Genomic DNA, 15,966 nt, shown 5'->3' with positions numbered 1-15,966 from the left:
CCGCTCATTTACCCAACGCCGCGCCCACCGCATCTTCCGCGCCCGGAACGGGACTGGTAAGCCGATATTCACATCGCGATTGTTTCGAACCTTTCGGGAGCCCCCATGACCGAAGTGAGCATTGGCACCGAACGCGGGAAAATGCCTGCCTACTTCGCTATGCCGGCCGGCGCCGGGCCCTGGCCCGGCGTCGTCGTCATCCATGACGCGCTTGGCCTGAGCCGCGACACCCGGCGGCAGGCCGATTGGCTGGCCGGTGAGGGGTTCCTGGCCGTAGCACCGGATCTGTTCTACTGGGGGAGCAGGGCGGCCTGCCCGTGGTCCCTCATCCGGGGCTGGCGGCCGCTCGGCGACTTGGACCTCGCCCGGGCATGGCTTGCGGCTCGCAACGACTGCACGGGCCTGGTCGGAGTGATCGGCTTCTGTATGGGTGGAGGCTTCGCCCTTATGCTCGCCCCGGATCATGACTTCGCAGCGGCCAGCGTGAACTATGGCGGACTCGACGGCGCTACAGCGCGGGCGATGCCTCGTGCCTGTCCGATCGTTGCGAGCTACGGCGCCGCGGACCGCTGGCCGGGGGTGCGCAATGTGCCGGCACGGCTGGAACCGCTGCTGACTGACGCCGGCATAGACCACGACATCAAGGTCTACCCGGGCGCGGGACACGGATTCCTGAATCAACACGGCCCGTCGGATCTCACATTCGGAGACCAGCTGCTCGCAAAACTGGCGGCGGCTGGCTATCACGAGCCCTCGGCCCAGGACGCCCGCAGGCGCATCCTTGCGTTCTTTCGGAAGCACCTCAACGCTGAAGGGCAGCACCAACGATGACGAAGAGTCCAGCGAGGCGACGTGCCATGGCCGGGGGTGTTGTTGCCGGTATCGTCGCGTACCTGGCAGTTGCGCGGCCGCGTCTGCTGCGCGCCGGTGCCACCAACAACGAAGTCCAGGGACCTTACCCGGGAGCCGGAATCGTTCCTGGCGGCGTCCGAAGCGCGACCATGGCGGTGGCGATTGATGCACCCCCCACACGGGTGTGGTCCTGGCTGGTACAGATGGGAACCGACCGGGCCGGCTGGTACAGCTGGGACCGTCTGGATAACTTCGGGCGCCGCAGTGCCAGAACGATACATCCGGAATGGCAGGACATCGCCGTCGGGGACCGGCTGGCGGCAAAACCGGACGGCAGCCAGTGGTGGGAGGTCGCGGCGCTGGATCCCGAGCGGTTTCTGGGTCTACGCATGTCACTTGATCTGCACGGGCGTCCGTTCGACCCGGCAGGTGTGAGGCCGCGGTACTTCACTGACTCGCTCTGGGGATTCGAGCTGAAAGACACGGCGGACGGGCGCAGCCGGCTGGTCGTCAGCGGGTACTGGTCGCTCCGGCCTAAATGGCTTCAGCCCCTGCTGAGTGTGCTCCTGCTGGAGCCCTCGCACTGGGTCATGCAGACCCGCCAGTTCTCAAACCTTAAACGGCTCGCCGGATCAGAAAGCCACTGAGCCGCCGCCGCCAACAGGGCCGCCAGCAGGCCCGCCGCCACCGAAGTTGCCACCGCCAGCGCCGAAACCAGCAGCTCCGCCGCCGCTGCCGAGCAAGCTTCGGGTGAGCGCCTCGCCGTCGGCCATCAGGTCCTCCACGGCAGAGGCGAGGTGGCCGTCCGCGACCGGCACGTCGTCCAGGGCGGCGGCGACGACGGCGCGGCGGACCAGTTCGCGGGCGAACGAGGCGGTGGTGCCCTCGGTGCGGTCCGCTGCCTCCTCAAGCGCGGCCGTGCCAAAGGGAATCCCGCGCGAATACAGTCTGAGCAACGCCACCCGCTCCGGCTGCGCAGGCAGCGGAATCTCCACCGCCAGGTCCACCCGCCCGGGGCGCTGCGCGAGGGCGCGCTCCAGCATGTCCACCCGGTTGGTGGTGAGGACGAACGCCACGTCCGCGTCACTGGCCAGGCCGTCCATCGCGTCGAGCACCTCGAAGAGCAGCGGCTGCGGTCCGTGCCCGAAGCTCCGGTCCTCGGCAATGAGATCGCAGTCCTCGAGCACGACAATGGAGGGCTGCAGCGCCCTCGCCATGGTGGCCGCCTCGGAGATCCGGGCGAGCGATCCGCCGGACAACAGGATGGCGGTGGCACCTTCGCTGCGGCCCAACAGATAACGCACCGTGTGGGTCTTTCCGGTGCCGGGCCGCCCGTACAGCAGGATCCCGCGCTTCAGGTGCTGCCCGTACCGGTTGAGGGTGTCCCGGTGCTCCGCAATGCCTAGGGCGTGGTCCGACACCTTTTGCAGCAGCCCGTCCGGCAGGATGACATCGGACGCGGTAAGCGCCGGCCGGGAATGGAAGGTCACGCCCGCCGCGCTGGGCCCGTATTCGCCCATGACCAGGGAGATGACCTGCCCCTTCAGGATGCTGTGGTGCTGCATCCGACGTCGGAACTCGGCGAGGAAGTTCGCGGCAGCCTCGGTGTCGCCGCCCAGGACTTCCAGGGACGCTGTTTGCCGGCCGTAGCGGGGGTTGGCGTCCCGCTGCAGCACCGCGATCGGACGGCCGCCGTGGCTGAACAGCCACAATCCCAGCGCCACGGCCTGCCGCAGCTCGTCCGGGCCCACCGCGAGGTTGGCGTAGTCGGGCTGGGCGAGCGGGAACTGCGGAAAGACCTGCGCCTGCTGCAGCATGTCACTCAGCGAATGATGGTGGCGCTGGTCACCGCCGCCGATGCCCACCAGCCGGTGCTCCGGGTCCTCGTCCGCCAGCCCGGCCATCTGGATGTCAGCATCCACGAACCGGTGCGGTGGGATCTCCTCCACTACCACGGCCACCGTTCCGGCCGGCACCCCCAGGTGTTCGCTCAGCGTCGTCAGCAGCTGCGTCCCGGCAGGCACCCGGTGCTGCCCGGCCTGTGCCAGCTGCACCAGTTGCGCGAAATCCTCGATGAACTTCCCCAAATTTTCATCCATGCGCAGACCCTACCAGCCTGCCGGAACCGCGCCCCTGGCTACCGGCCCTAGCTAGCGGCCGTTGCGTTCGATGGCCTGGCCCAGGATGCGGGCCCCCTCCGGGAAGGCCCCCGGGTTGGGCCCGGCGTAGTTGAGCCGGATGAAGGGGCCGGCGGGTTCGGCAGGAAACCATTCCGTGCCGGCGGCGATCAGCAACCCTGCCCGCTCGCAGTCGGCGCTGAGCTGCTCGACGTCGGTCCCGTCGGGGAGGCGGGCCCAGAGGTTCAGCCCGCCCTTGGGGACCAGTGTCAGGTGGGCCTGCGGGGCGTGCTCGCGGAGGCTCGACATCAGCAGGTCGCGGCGCGACTGGAGCTGGTGCCGGACGCTGCGCAGGTGCGTCTGCCAGGCGGGCTGGGTGACAACATCAAGGGCAGCGGCCTGCAGCAGGCCGCTGACGTACATCGATTCGGCCCCGCGGTCCGCGAGGATGCGTTCCCTGGCCGGGCCGCGCGCGATCACCGCGGCGACCCGGATGGCCGGCGATACACTCTTCGTCAGGGTCCGCAGATACACCACATGGCCGGAATCGTCGCGGGCGGCGACGGGGGAGGGGTCCGAGGTGATGCCGAAGTCGTGGGCCCAGTCATCCTCCACAAGGAAGGCACCGTGCCGGCGCACAATCTCCAGGACCTCTGCGCCGCGCCGGAGTGTCCACTGCGCCCCGGTCGGGTTGGCATAGTTGGCCTGCGCGTAGAACAGCCGCGCCCCGGTCTCCTCGAAGGCGCGGTCCAAGTCGTCAGGGTCCGGGCCGTCCGGGCCGCTCGGAACGGGGACGACGCGGACGCCGGCCTGGGCAGCGGCGAGAATGGCCCCCCAGTAGCTGGGGGACTCCATCAGCAGCGGCTGCCCGCTGCCCACCAGCGCCCTGAAGATCGAGCTGAGCCCGCTTTGGCTTCCGGGCAGGACGACGACGTCGCTCGCTGCCGGCGGGGTGACCCCCGCCGCCGTCGAGGTGCCCAGCTCGTGCGCGAACCAGGATTGCAGCTCCGGGAGCCCCGCAGCCGGTGCGCGGGACAGCGCCGCCTCGCCCCTCGCCGCCCTGGTCAGCGCCGACCGGACCAGCCGCTCGGGCAGCAGTTCGCGGGCCGGGTAGCCGGAGTGCAGGGCGATCACCTCGTTCGACGCGCTGCGCATGGCGGTCGACGCCGAACGCAGCGGCGCGTGCGGCGTCCGCAGGGCCGCCGTCTGCCAGCCGTAGTCCGAGGGCCGCGCCGTCCGGACCGCCCGCACAAAGGTCCCGACGCCGGGCCGGCTCTCGATCAGGCCCTGGGTGGTGAGAGCCTGCAGGGCCTTTTGCACTGTGACGGGACTGGCCTGGTGCTCGGCCACCAGCGACCGCGTGGACGGCAGCCGCGATCCAGGCGCCGCCCGTGCGATCCAGTCGCGCAACTGTTCCACGATCCGTGAACTGCTATCGTTGTTCATGAGAGACAATAGTAGCGCTACTGACATTGTGCGCCCGGTGATACTGGCCCGTTGGTCTAGGGATCTCCCTGGCGGCCAGTCCAGCTCGCCGGGCCGCGGCCTGTGGTGGGGCCTGGCCGGCGTTGCGGCCTTCTCCTTTACCGTTCCGCTCACCAGGGTGGCCGTGGCCGGATTATCGCCCCTGTTCATCGGCTCCGGCCGGGCAGTCCTGGCAGCAGTCCTCGCAGCCCTCGCCCTCGCCTTCACCCGGCAGCGCTTCCCGGTGGGGCCTCAATGGGCCCGGCTCGCCGTGGTGGGCGGCGGCATCGTCGTGGGCTTTCCGCTGCTCACCTCCTTCGCCCTCACCAGCGCGCCTGCCAGCCACGGCGCTGTGGTGATCGCCCTGCTCCCGGCAGCAACCGCCACCGCCGCCGTTCTGCGCGGCCATGAGCGTCCGCCCCTGGCTTTCTGGCTCGCCTCGGCTGCCGGCGCAGCCGCGGCCATCGGATTCGCCTTCGCTCGGCCGGGCGGCTTCGGGCAGCCGCAGTGGGCGGATCTGCTGTTGCTCGGCGCCGTAGCCGCCGCAGCCGTGGGCTATGCCGAGGGCGGGCTGCTGGCCCGCGAGCTCGGTGCCTGGCAGACCGTGTCCTGGGCGCTAGTCCTCACGGCGCCGCTGATGCTCGTCCTGGCCGGCGTAGCGGCGGCCCAGCAGCCGCTATCGGGCACTCCGTCGCAGTGGGCCGCCTTCGCCTACCTGGGCGTCGTCAGCATGTTCCTCGGGTTCTTCGCTTGGTACCGCGGCCTTGCCATCGGCCCCATGACCCGGGTCAGCCAAATCCAGCTCATCCAGCCTGTGCTGAGCATCGCCTGGGCGGCGCTGCTGCTTGGCGAACCGCTGACGCAGACTACCCTGCTGGGCGGTGCCGCGGTCATCGCGTGCGCGGGCTTCGCGGTCCGTACCCGCCTGAAACCGGCGCCGGTACAGCCCCGGCCCTGACGCTTCAAGTTCCCTCGTTTGCGCACCTTCAACACCCAAGCCAGAGGAGCATCCCATGTACATCCCAGCGCACTTCGCCGCCAGCCCCGGGGCCATCCAGGACCTCCTTGCTTCCCCGGCGGCCGCCAACCTGGTCACCATGACTGCGCAAGGCATGATCGCGACGCTGCTGCCGCTGCTTTACGACCCTTCCGGCGGTGCGCACGGCACGTTGCAGGGCCATCTGGCGCGGAACAACACGCAGTGGTCCGAACCCGCGATGGGCGAGGCGCTGGCCATCATGCAGGGTGCCAATGCGTATATTTCCCCCAGCTGGTACGCCTCCAAGGTCGAACACGGGCGCGTCGTCCCCACGTGGAACTACTCCACGGCCCATGTCTACGGCACGCTGGTGATCCACGACGACCCCGCCTGGCTCGCCGGCCATGTCAGGCGGCTGACGGAATTCAACGAAAGTCGTTCCGGGCAGCCCTGGTCCGTCCACGACGCGCCGGAGCGCTACATCGCGGGCCAGCTGCGCGCCATCGTCGGCGTCGAATTGCGGATCAGCAGGATCGAAGCGAAGACCAAACTCAGCCAGAACCGCCCGGACCAGGACATCGACGGCGTCGTGGCCGGGCTCGAGGCCAGCGGGCAGCAAGCCAGCGCGGCCGACGTCGAACGAGCCCGCCCGGCGCGGCGCCCGGCCGCGGGGCTGTAGGGGGGCGGCGGCGTCTTGCCGCGGGGACGCCGGCACCGACCGCGCTAGCGGGCGTCGCTGGGGTAGCTGAGTCCGATCTGGCTTCGGACTGCGTCCAGCGCCGCCATGACCTGGACGCTCTCGCGCGGGGACAGGATGTCATTGGCGACGGCGCCGGCGGCAATAAGGCGCTCGGTTTCCCACGCCTGGTACTGCATGCCGCGGCCGGTGACCGGCTCGTCGAACCGCTCGAGAACGTTGCCGCTGTCGTCGTAGCGGGTGAAGCCGGTGGGGGTGTACCAGACCGGGTCGATCTCAATGCTGCCTGCGGTCCCGATCACCGCGGCGCGGTTGGGCCCGGCGGTGTCCAGGGCGCAGTGCAGCACTGCCTGCTCGCCGTCCCCGTATTCGAAGATCATGGCCGTTTGGCGGTCGACGCCGGTGCCCGTCATGCTGGCAGCCGACTGGATCCGCACCGGCGCCCCGAATACGTCGAAGGCGAAAGACACGGGGTAGATCCCCAGGTCCAGGAGGGCGCCGCCGCCCAGGGCCGGGTCGTTGAGCCGGTGTTCCGGGTCTTTGGGCAGGTTCTGGTTGTGGTCCGCGATCACGGTCCGGACCTCGCCCAGAGCGCCCGCGGCGATCAGTTCCCGGATCCGGGCCATGTGCGGCAGGTAGCGCGTCCACATCGCCTCGAGGGCAACCAGGCCCTTCGACGCGGCGAGATCCACGATTTCCTGAGCCTGCCACGCGTTCATGGCGAACGGCTTTTCCACCAGCACGTGCTTGCCGGCGGCCAGGGCGAGCATGGCGTTCTCGTAGTGGAAAGGGTGCGGCGAGGAGATGTAGACAACGTCGACGTCGGGGTCGTTGACCAGCGCTTCGTAGCTGCCATGGGCCGTGGGCAGCTGGAACTTCCCGGCGAACCCGCGGGCCGTTGCGAGGTTCCGGGAGCCCACCGCCTGGACCGTGAAGCCGTGCTCCAGCAGGTCCGAAGTTTGCAGTCCGGCAATAAAGCCGGTGCCGAGGATTCCCCAGCGGATGCCGCTTCCCGGGCCGTCGGGGCGATCCGGGGAGGCGGTGGTGGGGGTGTCTGACATCGTGGGTTCCCTTCGGCCAAGCGCAGATGGTCGGTGCGGCGGCAGCGGTGCTGGTCCCAGGGGCGTCGCAGGTTACTGCCGGCGTGTTGTTGACGGTACCGTACCGGCGCCCGTTTGTTGCAGACCGTCCCCGTCGGAGGCGACGGTTCCGCGGTCCGGCGGAAAAAGCGGCCGGCAGGTAGGGCAGGAGCCGGTGCCGAACGGCGCACCGCCGTCGGGAGCCAGGGCTGCCCCTTCGAGATCAAGGCGCAGGCGCAGCGCCCAGCCCAGCAGGGCCAGGGAGGCGAGCGACGCGGCCGGCTGGATCACGGTGCCCAACACCACGGGGGCCGCCCAGCTGAACAAGTAGGCGAGGACACTGTCCGGGCCGGGGGAGGTTCCCAGCGCCAGTCCGGCGAGACCGAGCACCGGCCACCGGGTGTCGCACAGCGTGGCTTCTGCGCCGATCGGGGCCCGGAGATAGCTGCCGACAACGAGTCCGGCGAGCAGCGACCCCGCGGCGATCGCCGGGAAGTACCACCAGCCAGCCCAGGCGGCGCCGGCCCAGGCCGGGCCCGTTCCGGCCGCACCGTTCGCGGCGGCAAGGGCCGCTGCGGCGGCAAAGGCGGTAATCCCGGCAGCCACCATTCGGGGGCGCTCCCAGCTGCGCAGCGAACGCCAGTCCCGGCGCAGCCGCTCCAGCCTGTCCGGACGTTCCCATCGGCCCGCGCCGGCCGGCTCGTGCTCAGCCCTGCTGTGCCGCGGCATGTTCTTCCGTCTTTGCCCATGTCCGGACGGCGGTCCAGCCGATGACGACAGCAACCAGCACGATGGCCAGGAAGCCGAGCCCGGAATAGCCGGCCGCGGCAAGGACCGGACCCGCAAGGGCGCCACCGAGGGCCCCGGCGGCGTTCATGCCCAGGTCGGACAGGCCCTGGATGGCCGGCCGGTCCTGCCCGGAGACGGATTCGGCCACCATCGCGGAGCCCGCGACCACCGAGGCGGACCAGCCCAGGCCCAGCAGGATGAGGCTCACCGTCACGGCCGTGCGGGAATCGGCGGCGAAGCCGGCGATGAGAAGGGAGGCCAGCAGCATGGCCTGGCCCAAAAGCACAACCGGCAGCCGTCCGGCCTTGTCGGCAAGCCAGCCGAAGGCGGGGGAGAGTGCATACATTCCGGCGATGTGCAGGCTGATGGTGAAGCCCACGATCGTCAGGCTTGCGCCGTGCTCGCGCAGGTGAATCGGCGTCATGGACATCAGAGCCACCATCGTGGCGTGGCTCAGTGCCACCACGACGACGGCGTACCGGGCGCGGGGGTTAAGGCGAAGGATCCGCAGTCCGGGCTGCGGAGGGGCAGTTTCCCCGGGCCGGTCTCCGGATTTCAGCGCTTCCAGCAGCGGGTCCGGCCGAAGCCCGGCCAGGTAGACGGCGGCGGCGGCCAGTTGGGCCGCCACCGAAAAGGCAAAAGCCCCGGTCATGGGCGGCAGGCCGAGGGCTGCGCCGACGGTTTCCCCGGGGCCGAAGAGATTGGGCCCCAGCACGGCTCCGATGGTGGTGGACCAGACGACCACGGAGAGGTCGCGGGCCCGCGAACCGGGCCTGGCCAGGTCGGTGGCGGCAAAGCGGGCCTGGAGGTTCACCGCGGAGCCTGAGCCCAGCAGCATCAGCCCCAGCAGGAGCAGCGGGAAGACCGCGAGCGCCGCGGAGCTGATCGCGATGACCGCGCCGGCACCGGCGATGAGGGCTCCGGTGGACAGCGACACCCGGCGTCCCCGGGCGAGCGCGAGCCGGGCCAGGGGGATTGCGGCGAGGGCCGCGCCGAGGGTACTCATGGTCGCGGCCGTGCCGGCCCACGCCGGCGAGCCGGACAGCTGGGCTGCCAGCAGCGAACCGAGGGACAGGGTTGCGCCCATGCCGATGCCGCCCAGTATCTGGCCGCCGACCAGCACGGAGAGCACCTTCCGCTGCGAAGCGCGGCCAGGAAGGTGCTCCCGCACGGGCGCGGGCCGGGGCGGCATCATCGCCCGGCGGGGCGCAGTGACTGCGGCATCCCGGCCGGTCGAGGAGCGATCACTTGCAGGTGCAGCGCTGTTCGGCGGGCACGTTGGCCATGACGGACTCGACGTGCTCGCCGCAGCCGGCCCAGGTGATCTTTCCACAGCTATTGCAACGGACGGAACTGCACATTGTTTTCTCCTTTGGTGGGTACTGCTGGGTAGTGCTGGGGTGGTCTGTGACGGTTAGGACGCGGGTGCGGCGGCCATCTTGGCCCGGACGTCGTCCATGTCAAGGCCCTTGACAGCGGTGATGAGTTCATCGAGTCCGCTGGCATTCATGGCGCCGGGCTGGGAGAAGACGAGGATACCCCCGCGGAAGGCCATCAGGGTGGGAATCGACGTGATGCGTGCCGCCGCGGAGAGCCCGGGCTCGGCCTCCGTATCCACCTTCGCGAAAACTACGTCGGGGTGGGCTTCGGACGCCTTGCTGAACGTGGGGGCAAACATGCGGCAGGGACCGCACCAGGCTGCCCAGAAGTCCACCAGCACGATGTCGTTGCCGGAAATGGTGTCGTTGAAGGTCTTTTCAGAAATGTCGATGGTTGCCATGTCTCGAATATATACCCCCGGGGGTATTGCAGGCAAGCGTGCATCGCAGGCGTGCCGGCGGCGGGGTCCGGCTTGCGAAAATACCCCCGGGGGTATCATGATGGAAGGGTCAAGTTCCCGCCCGGGGCTCCCGGCAGCCTGAAAGGAAAGCAGTATGAAAAGCATTTCTGTTGACGACCTGGCGGCACTCGTGCCCGGTGTTCCCATCATCGACGTGCGGGAAGCCGAGGAGTATGCCGAGGCCAACGTTCCCGGCACGAAGAACCTCCCGCTATCGGCGCTGCCGCAGACCCTTGGCGATGTTCCGATCGGCCGCACCGTTTACGTCATGTGCGCCTCCGGCGGCCGCAGCGTCCGGGCTACCGCCTTCCTTAGGGAGCAAGGCTACGACGCCGTCAACGTCATGGGCGGCATCACGGAGTGGTACCGCAACGGCCATCCGGTGGCCTACAGTGGCTGGGGCAAGTGAGGATGTCCTCCGCCATCGGCCTCCCCGGGGTCAAGCCGGGCCCCGACGCCGCGATGCGCCGCACTATCAACCGGCTCAAGCGTGCCCAGGGCCAACTCGGCGCGCTGATCGCCGCCGTCGAGTCCGGATCCGACTGCCGGAGTGTTGTCACGCAGCTCTCGGCTGTCCGCGGCGCCCTGGACAAGGCCGGTTTCGAGCTGATCTCCTCCGCCATGCGCGAGTGCATCGCCGAGGTGCCGGAGGGCATGGAAGGGGTGGCTGCGGATGACGCAGTTGGCCAGAAGCTCACGCTAGAAGAAATCCGTGGCCTCTTCCTGCGACTGACCTGACGCCCCGCGGGGCTTGCGCGGCGCCACGGACCGCTTTCGGCGCATAACCGCCAATTTTGAACCATAATACCCCTGGGGGTATATTGATAGTGGCTGGATCGGCCACCTGCCCCTACCGAACGCCCTCCGAAAGGTGCGCACCCATGGACATTACCGCCCAGCAACTCAACGAACAGCTGAACAACGGCAGCGACGCCCAGATCGTGGACGTTCGCGAATCCGCCGAGGTCGCCGACGGAATGATCGCCGGCGCGCAGCACATCCCGCTGGGCGAACTGCCCGCACGGTTGGGCGAACTGGACAAGACCCGGCCCGTCGTCGCCGTCTGCCGCAGCGGCCGCCGCAGCGCAGCCGCCGCCGACCAACTCGCCGCCGCCGGCTTCACCTCCTACACGATGACCGGCGGAATGCTCGACTGGTCAGCCGCCGGTCTGCCCGCCGGCTGAAACTCCCTATAAACTGCCCGGGCGGCGCCTCCCCCCACTGTGCCGCCCGGGCCTCCACCTGTCCTGACTGCGCCCTGACGGGCGCCAGGCCGGTGGACGGCGGCATCCTGCATCCGCGGGCGGCCGCCCGAACTGCCCAAGCTATACCGAAAGAGACTATGACTACCTCAAACAAGACCACTACGGTCGAGTCCGCACCCCAGTCCATTGACGCCTCCACCCTGAAAGCCTGGGAGGACAACCACGATGACCTGATGGTGATTGACGTACGCAGCGGTGCCGAGTTTGATTCAATGCACATCAAGGGCTCGTACCATGTCCCGCTGCCCATGCTGAGCGAACACACCGAGGAATTCGCCGCCAAGATGGGCACCCGCGTTGTCCTGGTGTGCCAGTCCGGAAACCGGGCCGAGCAGGCCCGGAAGCACCTGGACGCAGTAGGCCTGGGCAGCGCAAGCGTGCTGGCCGGCGGCGTGCCTGCCTACGCCGCCGCCGGCGGCAACGTGGTGAAGGGCCGCAACACCTGGGCCCTGGAACGCCAGGTCCGCATGACGGCCGGATCCCTGGTCCTGGCCGGCGTCGTCGGAAGCAAGCTGCTCTCGCCGAAGCTGGGTCTGCTGGCCGGCGGCATCGGAGCGGGGCTGACCTTCTCCGCTGCGACGAACAGCTGTGCCATGGGTCAGATGCTCTCCAAGATGCCGTGGAACCGTTCCGCCAACGAGCCCACCGCCCATCAGGCGCTGCAGAACCTGGGCTCCAAGGCATGATCCTCACCGCGGCGGCGTTCGGGCTGATCGTCGGCGGCCTGCTGGGCCTGGTCGGGGGCGGCGGGTCCATTCTCGCCGTCCCCGCCCTGGTCTATGGTGTGGGGCTCCCGCTGGCTGCGGCGATCCCGACGTCGCTGGTCGTTGTCGGAGCCTCGTCCGCCGTCGCGGTGTTGCCCCGCCTGCGGGGCGGAGTGAACTGGCGGCTGGCCCTCATCATCGGCGCGGCCGGCACGGCAACCGCCTACCTGGGCGCGTATGTGAACCGGCTGCTCGACCCGAAAGTGCTGCTGCTGGCTTTTTCCGCCATTATGGTCTTCGCCGGCATCCGGATGATGCTTCCGTCGAAGGCATCCGGCGGGTCCTGCGCCCTGCCCGGCGGCGGCGTCAACTGGCGCAGCTGCCTGCCCAAGGCCATTGCGACCGGCGCTATCGTGGGCTTCCTGACCGGGCTCCTCGGCGTTGGCGGAGGCTTCCTGATCGTCCCGGCGCTGACACTGGTCCTGGGCCTGCCGATGGCGGTGACCGTCGGCACCTCGCTGGTCATCATCGTGATCAACTCGATGGCCGGCTTCGCAGCCCACCTCGGGGACCTGCAGATCGACTGGACCGTCACGGTCGCGTTCGCGGGGGCAGCCATGGTTGCCTCCCTGGTCGCGGGCCGGCTCGGAACCAGGATCCCGGACAAGGTGCTTAAACGCGGTTTCGGCGTCCTGGTCCTGCTGGTCGCCGCCTATGTGACGGTGCAGGCACTGCTCTCCTAAGCGGGAAACGGTCGGAGTGGAACAGCACGGACAAAAAGCGCCGGAGGACACGTCCTCCGGCGCTTTTGCGTGGCCCGGGGTCTGCTTCAGCCGGCCTAAAGGGTATCTTGGGCCAAGGGGGGAACATGAACGAGATCCTGATCGCAGGCGGGAAAGGACGGCTCGGAATTTACGGGCCCTACTTTCACCTTGCCTGGACACCGGGGGCGCAGGTCGAGGCCGGAGATGCGGCCGCATCCATTGAAGCAATGCAGGCCCTCGGCGGCGGCAGGGAGCTGCCGCTGTTGGTCGACATCGCCGGCGTGACCATGAGCGCAGCAGCGAGGCGCGCCTATGAACGTGCCCAGGCTGTCTCCGCGGTGGCCCTGCTGGGTTCCAGCGTGGTGGACACCGTCGTGGCGGCGGCACTGGGCCGCCACGACTTTTGCCCGCACGCATATTTCACCTCGCGCAAGGAGGCCCTGGCGTGGCTGGAGAGCTTCCAGGTTCCGGAGCCGGCCGCGGAGGAGGAGCCGGGCCTGCGCAACGCGTAGTCCGGATGCGCCCTGCGCCGGGAGCCCCGGCCACGGTACAAGGACCCTTGATCAGTCCGGCCGCCGGGAGGATCGTGGGGCTTGTGGCACGACGCCGTGCCCGGAAGACGCAGGTACGGAGTCGCGATGGCAGCCGCAGAAACATTTCGAATCATAGTCGGAGTGGACGGGTCGGACTCCTCGCTCGCGGCCCTTGACTGGGCCCTTGAGGAGGCTCGCCTGCGGTCCGGCCAGGTCCACATCGTGAGCGCCTGGCATTATCCCGTCATCGGTGACGCAGCCGGCCGCGGGCCGGATCGGGACGCCTTCGGAGAGCACGCGCGGCAGGCTAACGCCGACGCGCTGCGGCACTCGGCCGCTGCCGGCGTCGAAGTCACCAGCGAGGTAACGGAAGGGCATCCCGCGGACGTGCTGCTCCGGGCGGCCGCCGGCGCCGATCTTCTCGTGCTGGGATCGCGCGGTCATGGGGGCTTCACCGGCATGTTGCTGGGGTCGGTATCAAATCATGCCGTACACCACGCCCCGTGCCCGGTGCTGGTCGTCCGCACGGATGCGGGTCCGGCGCAGGGCTGAGGGAACGTGGCCGGGCTGCAGGGGCTGTCCACCGCGCAGGCAGCCCGGCTGCTTGAGACTGCCGGCCCCAATACCGTTCCGCTGCAGCGGACCAGGCTGGCGGTGCGGCTGCTGCGGAAACTTTGGGCGCCGGTACCCTGGATGCTGGAGGCCACCATCGTCCTTGAGTTTGTGCTGGGCAAATGGCTGGACGCGCTCATCATCCTGGTGGTCCTGGGTTTGAACACGGCGCTGGGCATTGTCCAGGAGCGCCGTGCGGAGGTTGCCGTGGATCTGCTGCGCAGCCGGCTGGAGATCAACGCCCGGGTGCTGCGGGACGGGGCCTGGACCGTGATCCCGGCATCCCGCCTGGTGCCCGGCGACGTTATCCACCTCCGGGTCGGCGATTTTGTGCCCGCCGACGTCGTGGTCCACGACGGCACCATGACGGTGGACCAATCCACACTCACCGGCGAGTCCATTCCCGTCGCCCGGGACCCGGGAAGCACCGTTTACTCCGGCGCCACGGTGGTGCGCGGCGAAGCCAGCGGCACAGTGAGCGCGACCGGCGTCGCCACCTATTTCGGCAAGACCGCAGAGCTGGTGGGCAGCTCCGCGCCCGCCGCCCATCTGGAACACGTGGTGCTGCGGATCGTGCGGGTGTTCATTGCCGTGGACCTGGTCCTGGCGGTGGCGGGCACCGCCGGGCTGGCCGCCGCCGGGTCCACCAGCACTGATGTGATTTCCTACGCGGTGATACTGCTGTTGGCCTCCGTGCCGGTGGCCATGCCCGCCGCCTTCGCCCTGGCCGGCGCCCTCGGCGCAAAGCACCTTGCGTCGCTGGGGATCCTGACGACCCGGCTCACGGCCTTGCAGGACGCCGCGTCGATGAGCGTGCTGTGCATCGACAAGACGGGCACGCTGACCGAAAACCGGCTCGCGGTAGCCGCCGTAGCGCCCAGCGGGGCCGTTGGCCGGGATGAACTCCTGGGGTGGGCGGCGGCGGCCTCCGACGCCGCCACGCAGGATCCGCTGGACCTGGCCATCCTCGCGGCGGCAGGTGAACCCATGGGCGCGGGGGACAGGCTGAGCTTCACCCCGTTCGACCCCGCGTCCAAGCGTTCCCAGGCAACGGTGGCCAGGGACGGCAGCACCGTCCGGGTCGCCAAGGGCGCCCCGCACGTCATCGCTGCCATGGCCGGGGCGGAGCCGCCGGCGGAACTGGAGGCCCTGGCCGCCGGCGGTGCCCGGGTGCTCGCAGTCGCGGTCGACGACGGGACCTGGCGCCTGCTCGGGCTCATTGCGCTCGCCGACCGGGTGCGGCCCGAAGCCGCCGGCCTGCTGGCCCGGCTCGCCGGGCTCGGAATCCGGGTCATCATGGTCACCGGGGACAGTGCGGCCACGGCCGCCGCCGTCGCCGCGGACGTGGGGCTGAACGGCGAAGTTGTCCGTGCGGAAGACCTCGCGGCGCTGGGCCGCGGGGACGGAGGGCCGGGCGTTATTGCCCAGGTCCTGCCCCAGGACAAGCACCGGATCGTGGAGCTGCTCCAGCAGGAGGGGCACGTTGTGGGCGTGACAGGGGACGGTGTCAATGATGCCCCGGCGCTGCGCCAGGCCGAGGTGGGGATCGCCATGGAGACCGCGACGGATGTGGCGAAGTCGGCGGCCGGGGTGGTCCTGGTCCACGGGGGACTGAACGACATTGTGGGCTTGGTCGAGGAAAGCAGGAGGATCCACCAGCGCTCGCTGACCTATGCCCTGAACGTCAGTGTGAAAAAGCTGGAGGTGCCGGTGTTGCTGACCGCCGGGGTGCTCTCCTTCGGCCAGCTTGTGTTCACGCCGTTGCTGATGGCGCTGCTGCTGCTCGCCAATGACGTGGTGAGCATGATGCTCACCACGGACAATGCCCGCTTCTCGCAGCGTCCCGACACCTGGCATGTGGGGCGGACCATCGCCGGCGCCCTCGTGGTCGCCTTGCCGATGCTCGGCGCGTCGCTGGCCTTGCTCTGGGCGTCCGGGCAGCTTTGGCCCGGGGGTGGAATCGACCAGGTCCGCACCGTCATCTTCCTGACGCTGGTCTTCAGCAGCCAGGTCACGAGCTACGTTGTGCGCACGGCGCTCCCGGCGTGGAAGGACCGGCCCTCCAGCCCGCTGCTGGCTGCTTCAGTGCTGGACACCGCCGGCGCCTCGGTGCTGGCGCTCTGGGGGGTCCTGATGGCGCCGGTACCAGGCGCCCTGCTCTTGCTGCTCGCTGCGGCGACGCTCACCGGCGGATTCATCGCCGACCGTCTCAAGGTGCCGGCCTTCCGCAGGCTCCGGCTTCACGCCGGCGGGGCGGACTGACCGCCAGTC

18 protein-coding genes are annotated in these 15,966 nt (G+C 69.5%); 12 read left to right on the top strand and 6 right to left on the bottom strand.

Going from position 1 to position 15,966, the window contains the following annotated elements; translation table 11 throughout:
- Positions 1 to 105 precede the first annotated feature (105 nt).
- Positions 106 to 831, top strand: a complete 726-nt coding sequence (locus ACUYM2_RS10210; RefSeq protein ID WP_481599960.1) for a dienelactone hydrolase family protein — start codon at positions 106 to 108, stop codon at positions 829 to 831.
- Between the two features lie 26 nt (positions 832 to 857).
- A complete protein-coding gene (locus ACUYM2_RS10205) occupies positions 858 to 1,499 on the top strand; it encodes a hypothetical protein (RefSeq protein WP_481599959.1) in 642 nt (213 codons plus the stop codon).
- On the opposite strand, the gene ACUYM2_RS10200 is transcribed toward ACUYM2_RS10205, so the two are convergent.
- Together ACUYM2_RS10200 and ACUYM2_RS10195 are read right to left on the bottom strand one after the other, a co-directional pair.
- The gene (locus tag ACUYM2_RS10200; RefSeq protein WP_481599958.1) at positions 1,485 to 2,951 is read right to left on the bottom strand and encodes an AAA family ATPase; all 1,467 of its coding nucleotides are present in this window, start codon (positions 2,949 to 2,951) and stop codon (positions 1,485 to 1,487) included. The two genes, ACUYM2_RS10205 and ACUYM2_RS10200, sit on opposite strands and share 15 nt — an antisense overlap.
- Before the next feature lie 51 nt (positions 2,952 to 3,002).
- Positions 3,003 to 4,415 carry an aminotransferase-like domain-containing protein gene (locus tag ACUYM2_RS10195; RefSeq protein ID WP_481599957.1) on the bottom strand — a complete coding sequence of 471 codons (1,413 nt, stop codon included), beginning with the start codon at positions 4,413 to 4,415 and terminating at the stop codon, positions 3,003 to 3,005.
- Here ACUYM2_RS10195 and ACUYM2_RS10190 point away from each other — a divergent pair.
- Positions 4,414 to 5,391 carry a DMT family transporter gene (locus tag ACUYM2_RS10190; protein WP_481599956.1) on the top strand — a complete coding sequence of 326 codons (978 nt, stop codon included), beginning with the start codon at positions 4,414 to 4,416 and terminating at the stop codon, positions 5,389 to 5,391. The genes ACUYM2_RS10195 and ACUYM2_RS10190 overlap by 2 nt on opposite strands.
- Positions 5,392 to 5,446: 55 nt before the next feature.
- On the top strand, positions 5,447 to 6,091 hold the full coding sequence (locus ACUYM2_RS10185) for an FMN-binding negative transcriptional regulator (RefSeq protein ID WP_481599955.1): 645 nt from the start codon (positions 5,447 to 5,449) through the stop codon (positions 6,089 to 6,091).
- A gap of 44 nt (positions 6,092 to 6,135) precedes the next feature.
- On the opposite strand, the gene ACUYM2_RS10180 is transcribed toward ACUYM2_RS10185, so the two are convergent.
- The 4 genes from ACUYM2_RS10180 to trxA form a co-directional block, all read right to left on the bottom strand.
- Positions 6,136 to 7,170, bottom strand: coding sequence for a Gfo/Idh/MocA family protein (locus ACUYM2_RS10180; protein ID WP_481599954.1), 1,035 nt, complete (start codon positions 7,168 to 7,170; stop codon positions 6,136 to 6,138).
- 72 nt (positions 7,171 to 7,242) lie between these two features.
- A complete protein-coding gene (locus tag ACUYM2_RS10175; protein ID WP_481599953.1) occupies positions 7,243 to 7,917 on the bottom strand; it encodes a hypothetical protein in 675 nt (224 codons plus the stop codon).
- The gene (locus ACUYM2_RS10170) at positions 7,895 to 9,172 is read right to left on the bottom strand and encodes an MFS transporter (protein ID WP_481599952.1); all 1,278 of its coding nucleotides are present in this window, start codon (positions 9,170 to 9,172) and stop codon (positions 7,895 to 7,897) included. The genes ACUYM2_RS10175 and ACUYM2_RS10170 overlap by 23 nt, the downstream gene beginning before the upstream one ends.
- A 219-nt stretch (positions 9,173 to 9,391) precedes the next feature.
- Complete coding sequence (gene trxA, locus ACUYM2_RS10165) at positions 9,392 to 9,757, bottom strand: thioredoxin (protein ID WP_481599951.1); 366 nt, start codon at positions 9,755 to 9,757, stop codon at positions 9,392 to 9,394.
- A gap of 154 nt (positions 9,758 to 9,911) precedes the next feature.
- On the opposite strand from trxA, the gene ACUYM2_RS10160 reads away from it, so the two are divergent.
- The 8 genes from ACUYM2_RS10160 (at position 9,912) to ACUYM2_RS10125 (ending at position 15,957) form a co-directional block, all read left to right on the top strand.
- Positions 9,912 to 10,226, top strand: coding sequence for a rhodanese-like domain-containing protein (locus ACUYM2_RS10160; protein ID WP_481599950.1), 315 nt, complete (start codon positions 9,912 to 9,914; stop codon positions 10,224 to 10,226).
- A gap of 2 nt (positions 10,227 to 10,228) precedes the next feature.
- Positions 10,229 to 10,555 (top strand): metal-sensitive transcriptional regulator, encoded by a 327-nt coding sequence (locus ACUYM2_RS10155; RefSeq protein ID WP_481599949.1) that lies wholly within the window; start codon positions 10,229 to 10,231, stop codon positions 10,553 to 10,555.
- 143 nt (positions 10,556 to 10,698) lie between these two features.
- A complete protein-coding gene (locus tag ACUYM2_RS10150; RefSeq protein WP_481599948.1) occupies positions 10,699 to 11,001 on the top strand; it encodes a rhodanese-like domain-containing protein in 303 nt (100 codons plus the stop codon).
- A gap of 158 nt (positions 11,002 to 11,159) precedes the next feature.
- The gene (locus ACUYM2_RS10145) at positions 11,160 to 11,768 is read left to right on the top strand and encodes a rhodanese-like domain-containing protein (protein WP_481599947.1); all 609 of its coding nucleotides are present in this window, start codon (positions 11,160 to 11,162) and stop codon (positions 11,766 to 11,768) included.
- Positions 11,765 to 12,529, top strand: coding sequence for a sulfite exporter TauE/SafE family protein (locus tag ACUYM2_RS10140; RefSeq protein WP_481599946.1), 765 nt, complete (start codon positions 11,765 to 11,767; stop codon positions 12,527 to 12,529). The genes ACUYM2_RS10145 and ACUYM2_RS10140 overlap by 4 nt, the downstream gene beginning before the upstream one ends.
- Before the next feature lie 125 nt (positions 12,530 to 12,654).
- Positions 12,655 to 13,062: a DUF7793 family protein gene (locus ACUYM2_RS10135; protein WP_481599945.1), complete on the top strand. Its 408-nt coding sequence runs from the start codon at positions 12,655 to 12,657 to the stop codon at positions 13,060 to 13,062.
- A 126-nt stretch (positions 13,063 to 13,188) separates the two neighbouring features.
- Positions 13,189 to 13,635, top strand: a complete 447-nt coding sequence (locus ACUYM2_RS10130; RefSeq protein WP_481599944.1) for a universal stress protein — start codon at positions 13,189 to 13,191, stop codon at positions 13,633 to 13,635.
- Positions 13,636 to 13,641: 6 nt separating this feature from the next.
- Positions 13,642 to 15,957 (top strand): HAD-IC family P-type ATPase, encoded by a 2,316-nt coding sequence (locus tag ACUYM2_RS10125; protein ID WP_481599943.1) that lies wholly within the window; start codon positions 13,642 to 13,644, stop codon positions 15,955 to 15,957.
- Positions 15,958 to 15,966 lie beyond the last annotated feature (9 nt).

The organism is Arthrobacter sp. SD1074B, assembly GCF_056780195.1.
The sequence above is the reverse complement of the archived record's forward strand: the minus strand, read 5'-3'. Positions and strand labels throughout refer to the sequence as shown.

Coding starts and splice junctions, on each gene's coding strand:
- ACUYM2_RS10210 (WP_481599960.1), top strand. CDS start 106: ATGACCGAAGTGAGCATTGGCACCGAACGCGGGAAAATGCCTGCCTAC.
- ACUYM2_RS10180 (WP_481599954.1), bottom strand. CDS start 7,170: ATGTCAGACACCCCCACCACCGCCTCCCCGGATCGCCCCGACGGCCCG.
- trxA (WP_481599951.1), bottom strand. CDS start 9,757: ATGGCAACCATCGACATTTCTGAAAAGACCTTCAACGACACCATTTCC.
- ACUYM2_RS10150 (WP_481599948.1), top strand. CDS start 10,699: ATGGACATTACCGCCCAGCAACTCAACGAACAGCTGAACAACGGCAGC.
- ACUYM2_RS10200 (WP_481599958.1), bottom strand. CDS start 2,951: ATGGATGAAAATTTGGGGAAGTTCATCGAGGATTTCGCGCAACTGGTG.
- ACUYM2_RS10175 (WP_481599953.1), bottom strand. CDS start 7,917: ATGCCGCGGCACAGCAGGGCTGAGCACGAGCCGGCCGGCGCGGGCCGA.
- ACUYM2_RS10145 (WP_481599947.1), top strand. CDS start 11,160: ATGACTACCTCAAACAAGACCACTACGGTCGAGTCCGCACCCCAGTCC.
- ACUYM2_RS10135 (WP_481599945.1), top strand. CDS start 12,655: ATGAACGAGATCCTGATCGCAGGCGGGAAAGGACGGCTCGGAATTTAC.
- ACUYM2_RS10155 (WP_481599949.1), top strand. CDS start 10,229: ATGTCCTCCGCCATCGGCCTCCCCGGGGTCAAGCCGGGCCCCGACGCC.
- ACUYM2_RS10130 (WP_481599944.1), top strand. CDS start 13,189: ATGGCAGCCGCAGAAACATTTCGAATCATAGTCGGAGTGGACGGGTCG.
- ACUYM2_RS10205 (WP_481599959.1), top strand. CDS start 858: ATGGCCGGGGGTGTTGTTGCCGGTATCGTCGCGTACCTGGCAGTTGCG.
- ACUYM2_RS10190 (WP_481599956.1), top strand. CDS start 4,414: ATGAGAGACAATAGTAGCGCTACTGACATTGTGCGCCCGGTGATACTG.
- ACUYM2_RS10185 (WP_481599955.1), top strand. CDS start 5,447: ATGTACATCCCAGCGCACTTCGCCGCCAGCCCCGGGGCCATCCAGGAC.
- ACUYM2_RS10195 (WP_481599957.1), bottom strand. CDS start 4,415: ATGAACAACGATAGCAGTTCACGGATCGTGGAACAGTTGCGCGACTGG.
- ACUYM2_RS10140 (WP_481599946.1), top strand. CDS start 11,765: ATGATCCTCACCGCGGCGGCGTTCGGGCTGATCGTCGGCGGCCTGCTG.
- ACUYM2_RS10170 (WP_481599952.1), bottom strand. CDS start 9,172: ATGATGCCGCCCCGGCCCGCGCCCGTGCGGGAGCACCTTCCTGGCCGC.
- ACUYM2_RS10160 (WP_481599950.1), top strand. CDS start 9,912: ATGAAAAGCATTTCTGTTGACGACCTGGCGGCACTCGTGCCCGGTGTT.